This window comes from Nitrospira sp. BLG_2 (assembly GCF_049222245.1).
The window spans coordinates 1-4,598 of the sequence record NZ_JBLYIG010000062.1; the positions used below are offsets into that span (position 1 = coordinate 1).

Genomic DNA, 4,598 nt, shown 5'->3' on the forward strand with positions numbered 1-4,598 from the left:
GATCCCGGTACCAAGGTGAAATGACGCGATCTTCCTTCGTCTCGGTTGGACTGATTCTCTCGCTCGCCTCGCTCCTCTGCTTTCTGAGTCCCGTCACAAGCCACGCTCTCGCGGATTCATCACTTAACGGTCCTCAGCCGACGACGGTGCTCGTACGGGTCGTCGCGCATGGGGCGATGGTGTTGGGCCGCGAAGTCGGTGGCGCGCGCGTAACGATTACTGATGTCGCGAGCGGCCACATTCTGGCAACCGGCCTGCAGCAGGGCGAATCCGGGGACCAGAATCAAATCATGCGCACACCTCATATGATGGAAGAGCCGATCTACAGCTCTCGTCCTTCCGCCGCCTTCACCACCACGTTGGATCTGCATAAACCGACGTTAGTGGAAATCTCAGCGGAAGGGCCGCTCGCCTATCCCGCTGCATTGCAGAAGACCCGCCAAACCTTGTTGTTGATTCCGGGACAAGACCTGACCAACGACGGCATTGTCCTGCATCTCCATGGCTACCTGGTTCAGATCGAGCGGCCCAAGCCACGCGAAGCATTGATCGCAAAGGATGATGTGAAACTCCGAGCCTCAGTCCGAACCCTGTCCGGCTCATTGGTCCGCCCCCATGGAGATTGGGACTCGCGGAAGATCCGTATTTACGGAGAGGTGTTGATCGGGGACCGAATCGTCGAGCGACTGCAGCTGTTTTATGATGAAGGAACCCGCGCCTTCGAAGCACCCTTCTTTGTGCCGCCGTCGAAGGACGTTCCCGACGGGATCACGCTCCGAGTGATTGCCACGGACTTGTCTACAGGCAATTCAGGAATGGATCAAGCCAACTATCCGGTGTTCAGCGAGCGTCTCCCGCCCAAATCCGTACCATAATCAACTGCAACTGCTTTGATAGAACCTTCGGCAAGGCTTGCTGCGTCGCGTCCTCCGTGCGAAACTGTCATGCATGACGGCACTGACTTCGTATGCACATCTCCGATCCCGACTCCAGCTGGCCTTGGCGATCAATGCCGTGATCATCGCGGCTGAATTCGTCGGCGGCTGGCTCCTCAATAGCATCGGGCTCATGAGCGACGCAGGCCACAATCTCGTCGATCAAGGGTCGCTCTTTCTGGCACTGTATGCCCATCTGCTCACCGCGCGCCCGGCTTCGGAGAGCCGAACCTTCGGCTACCATCGTGCCGGCATCATCGCGGCATTTCTCAACAGCTTCATTCTTCTGCTCACTGCATTCGGCATCGTGATGGTCTCCGTGAAGCGTCTCCTGGAACCGGTTCCAGTCGATGGCGGATGGGTAATGGCCGTCGCCGCAGTCAGTTTCGTGGCCAATCTCGGGATCGCTTTGTTACTTCAGCACGGAGCGAAAGACGATCTGAATATCCGAAGCGCATTCTGGCACATGGTAGGAGATGCGTGGGTCTCGCTCGGCGTCATTGTCAGCGGTGCGGCTATTTTCCTGACAGGCTGGACCATTCTGGATCCGCTCGTGAGCTTGCTGGTGGTCGGGGCGATTGTGCGAGGAGCCTGGCCGATCTTCAAAGAATCGATGGAGGTCTTATTGGAATCGACACCACCCGGCATCAGCGCCTCTCATGTCGCAGCCACGATGGAAGCCGTCCCCGGCGTCAAGAACGTGCACGATCTGCACATTTGGGCAGTCGAACCTCGGTTGGTCATGCTGACCAGCCACGTCATGATCGAGCGTCACCGCATTCCGCTGGAATTACTACAGTTGATCCAGAACCGGATCACGACCGATTTCGGCATCAAACACATGACCATTCAATTAGAAACAGAGTGCTGCGATCCTGACGACATCCACTGCGACCTTCGGAAGCTCACTGGACACCACCACGAGATACACACCTTCGCGCACCACCATTAAGCGTTACAGCGGACTCAGATTGCCAGTTCGTTCCCACTTCATCATCAAGGTCCTTGCCGCTCAATCCTCGCACGATCCCGCCGCACCGCCTCCACAATCTCTTTTCCGCTCAGCGTGGCACTGCGCTTTCGCAGACACCGCACAACATCCGTGGCTTGCCGGCGTTTTCGCCGAAGCAGCTCATCTCTAAACCGGTCGTCGATGGACATATTGAGCTTGGCCACATTCTCTCCCCAACAATAGCTGCTTGAGTCCATAAAACTATGTGCCTTATGAAGGCGCCTAGTCAAGGCTCGCAGGAATAGAGGCATCAGACTGTTCATGCAATCGTTTATCGGAAGGGGTCAGTGAGCTCCATCCACTCTCAAGCAAGCGATGAATGTACTTTATGGAGGCCAGTACAGTATGGCTTCTTATGAGACACCCAACGCTTCGCTGCAAACGATCTTGGGAATTGGATGATTGCTGGAAGAGTCTTGGCGATCCGTCCAAGCTCGCATGTTGTGTTGGTGAAAAAGATTGGCCAGCGTCTCAAAAAGGCTCTCGCCGGTGACGCCGTTGCGGCGGGGCAGATTTAATTCTTTGTTGAGAGCCTTCGTCACACCCCACGGAAAGTAAATTGATGTGCCTTGGTGTCTTCCTCTGTAGCGAGGCTGAACAATAGGCACATTTCGCGCAGAATGTATCCGCTTTGCGCTCACGATGGAGACGGCTGCGAGTGCTGATCGCGAGGGTTAAGGACGGGTGTCCGATGGCATACGAGCGAGCACGCAAGCGCACACCTGCTTCGCCAATTTGACGGCGCCGGCAGCCGTGGGTTGCGGCGGCCAAAATTCTGCATCATAGCGAAGTTCCACGGCATAGGAAGTCCGGTCTGTGAGATCGCAGGCTGCAAGTTCGGGCCATGGTTCAAGTTGTATACACAAGCGCTAAAGTTCTTCCAAATCATGCGTGCGAGGAATCACGAGGCCTCTCCATGCGAGAACACCTTTCAAATACTTCTCGGCAGCTTGCTGAGCGTGGAAGCACGCGGTGTCGTAAGGACCTTCACTAGCAGTAGTGCGTCGGGCATCCGCAAGATCGCTGTCGGCCTTTCGAAACCACCCTCTGGCCAGAGCCGACCTATCTTTCATAGAGCAACTTGCCTTCGGTCAGTGCCGTGGAGATGAAGGCATTGGGCACGGCTTTCCATTCTTCGACCTCTTGGGGGGTCCAGACGACAATATCCTTGGCGGGAAACACCCCGCAGAGCGCCCTTCGATAGCGTCCCGAACGCCGATAGCGAGGTAGGTCGGATTCTTCAATGATCAGCAAGTCCAAATCACTGTCCGGACGGGCGGTACCCTTGGCATGGGAACCGAACATCAGAATCTTGATGGGAGAACCAATGGTGAGAATGCGGCGGACTACTTCGGCGAGGAGTTGGTCTGTGACAGGTGGAAATGTAAGAATGCCAGCCATCCGTCGAGATCTCCAGAGCGCCACCGGCGTCATGATAGCGAATGCTGTGCAGCTTTTCCACAAATGGAGGGATCAGCCGTCCTTACGCCGAGTTCAGACCGGCTACCATCAGAGCGATTCAGCACCGCAGGCAGCCATTGCCGGTCAGACTTCCTGATCCGCTGATGAATCCTTCCTTGAAACTGCTCTAGCAGGTAAAGCCGACTGCCCGATTACAGGAAACGCCAAACATTTCTCATTCGGTAAGCGTCAAGGGATAGCCGTGCTTTCGCCACAAGAATTTCTCGATCGCTACCGCAAGCGATAGAGGAAAGGCGAAGACCTGACATAGACCAAATTCACGCTTCGGCATCAAACACATGACCATTCAACTGGAAACCGAGTGCTGCGATCCCGACAACATCCATTGCGGCCTTTGGAAGCTGACTGGGCCGCATCACGAAGCCGCTGACGCTCGTGCATCATAGTTCCCTAGCCGAAACCAGAAAGAAAGGTGCGAAGTCGCTTGATGCGATTCTGAAGGAGATGGGCCTCTAAGTTTCCATGGTCTACACGATCCTTCTCGCCCCGACTGCGGAACGTCAACTCAAAAGCGAATCATCACGCGCCTAAAAATGCTGCGATCCTCGTCTCCATGGCATCAATAAACTTGCCGGAAAGAATGACCTTTACCGTACCGGGAAGGCAGCTATCGGATCACCTACATGATTCAAGACAAAGAACTGATCGTGCCTGTCGTGAAGATCGGCGATCGAAAAGAAGTGTATCGTTGACTCTGCTGCTGATTGGCCTCCACGCGGCGGTGTTACTCAACCCAGATCATGTTGAGAGCAAGCCTTTCTCCCGCTTCTCGCTGCCGAATATCGGCGGTGATGAACGGAATCGTGAGACCAGATGCCGATTGAAAGGTCAGTGCCGACGCCACATGCAAAGCATCGAGGGTCCGCAAACCGACAGTTTGGACGAGTTCCTCGGCCTTGCTTAGAACAATGGCTCCCACCTCCACAAGTTCCCAATAGCTTCGATCTTTGTGCAGCCTGGTTCTAATGGCCAGAAAATCGCGCGGAGTCAGTTCACCGGCCATACGTCTCCGGCTCAATGCAGATAAGACTTCGACTGGGACTATTGCCGAAGAGAGCAATCGATACCGTTGAAGGAGATGCCGTGCGGCAATCGAGCCTTATTCTTTGACATATCGTTTGACCAGCACGCTGGTATCGAAATAGGCCCAGCGTCCCGAAGCCACCGTT

Annotated in this window: 7 protein-coding genes; 3 read left to right on the plus strand and 4 right to left on the minus strand. The window is 55.3% G+C overall.

The window, feature by feature from the left end; genetic code table 11:
* On the plus strand, positions 1-875 hold an 875-nt coding region (locus ACOSYY_RS01685; RefSeq protein ID WP_421660532.1), incomplete at its 5' end, for a hypothetical protein.
* Between the two features lie 73 nt (positions 876-948).
* Positions 949-1,887: a cation diffusion facilitator family transporter gene (locus tag ACOSYY_RS01690; protein WP_421660533.1), complete on the plus strand. Its 939-nt coding sequence runs from the start codon at positions 949-951 to the stop codon at positions 1,885-1,887.
* Between the two features lie 44 nt (positions 1,888-1,931).
* Here ACOSYY_RS01690 and ACOSYY_RS01695 read toward each other — a convergent pair whose 3' ends face one another.
* From ACOSYY_RS01695 to ACOSYY_RS01705, 3 genes are all read right to left on the minus strand, one after another.
* Entirely contained in the window at positions 1,932-2,111 is a 180-nt protein-coding gene (locus tag ACOSYY_RS01695; protein ID WP_421660535.1) for a hypothetical protein, read from the minus strand.
* A 705-nt stretch (positions 2,112-2,816) separates the two neighbouring features.
* On the minus strand, positions 2,817-3,020 hold the full coding sequence (locus ACOSYY_RS01700) for a HEPN domain-containing protein (RefSeq protein WP_421660536.1): 204 nt from the start codon (positions 3,018-3,020) through the stop codon (positions 2,817-2,819).
* Positions 3,010-3,348 carry a nucleotidyltransferase domain-containing protein gene (locus ACOSYY_RS01705; protein WP_421660537.1) on the minus strand — a complete coding sequence of 113 codons (339 nt, stop codon included), beginning with the start codon at positions 3,346-3,348 and terminating at the stop codon, positions 3,010-3,012. The genes ACOSYY_RS01700 and ACOSYY_RS01705 overlap by 11 nt, the downstream gene beginning before the upstream one ends.
* A gap of 704 nt (positions 3,349-4,052) precedes the next feature.
* On the opposite strand from ACOSYY_RS01705, the gene ACOSYY_RS01710 reads away from it, so the two are divergent.
* Positions 4,053-4,121 carry a hypothetical protein gene (locus ACOSYY_RS01710; RefSeq protein ID WP_526023262.1) on the plus strand — a complete coding sequence of 23 codons (69 nt, stop codon included), beginning with the start codon at positions 4,053-4,055 and terminating at the stop codon, positions 4,119-4,121.
* A 32-nt stretch (positions 4,122-4,153) separates the two neighbouring features.
* Here ACOSYY_RS01710 and ACOSYY_RS01715 read toward each other — a convergent pair whose 3' ends face one another.
* Positions 4,154-4,522, minus strand: coding sequence for a type II toxin-antitoxin system VapC family toxin (locus ACOSYY_RS01715; RefSeq protein ID WP_421660538.1), 369 nt, complete (start codon positions 4,520-4,522; stop codon positions 4,154-4,156).
* Positions 4,523-4,598 lie beyond the last annotated feature (76 nt).

Excerpts from the sequence above, each read along its gene's own strand:
- ACOSYY_RS01700 (WP_421660536.1), bottom strand. The coding sequence starts at position 3,020 with ATGAAAGATAGGTCGGCTCTGGCCAGAGGGTGGTTTCGAAAGGCCGAC.
- ACOSYY_RS01705 (WP_421660537.1), bottom strand. The coding sequence starts at position 3,348 with ATGGCTGGCATTCTTACATTTCCACCTGTCACAGACCAACTCCTCGCC.
- ACOSYY_RS01690 (WP_421660533.1), top strand. The coding sequence starts at position 949 with ATGACGGCACTGACTTCGTATGCACATCTCCGATCCCGACTCCAGCTG.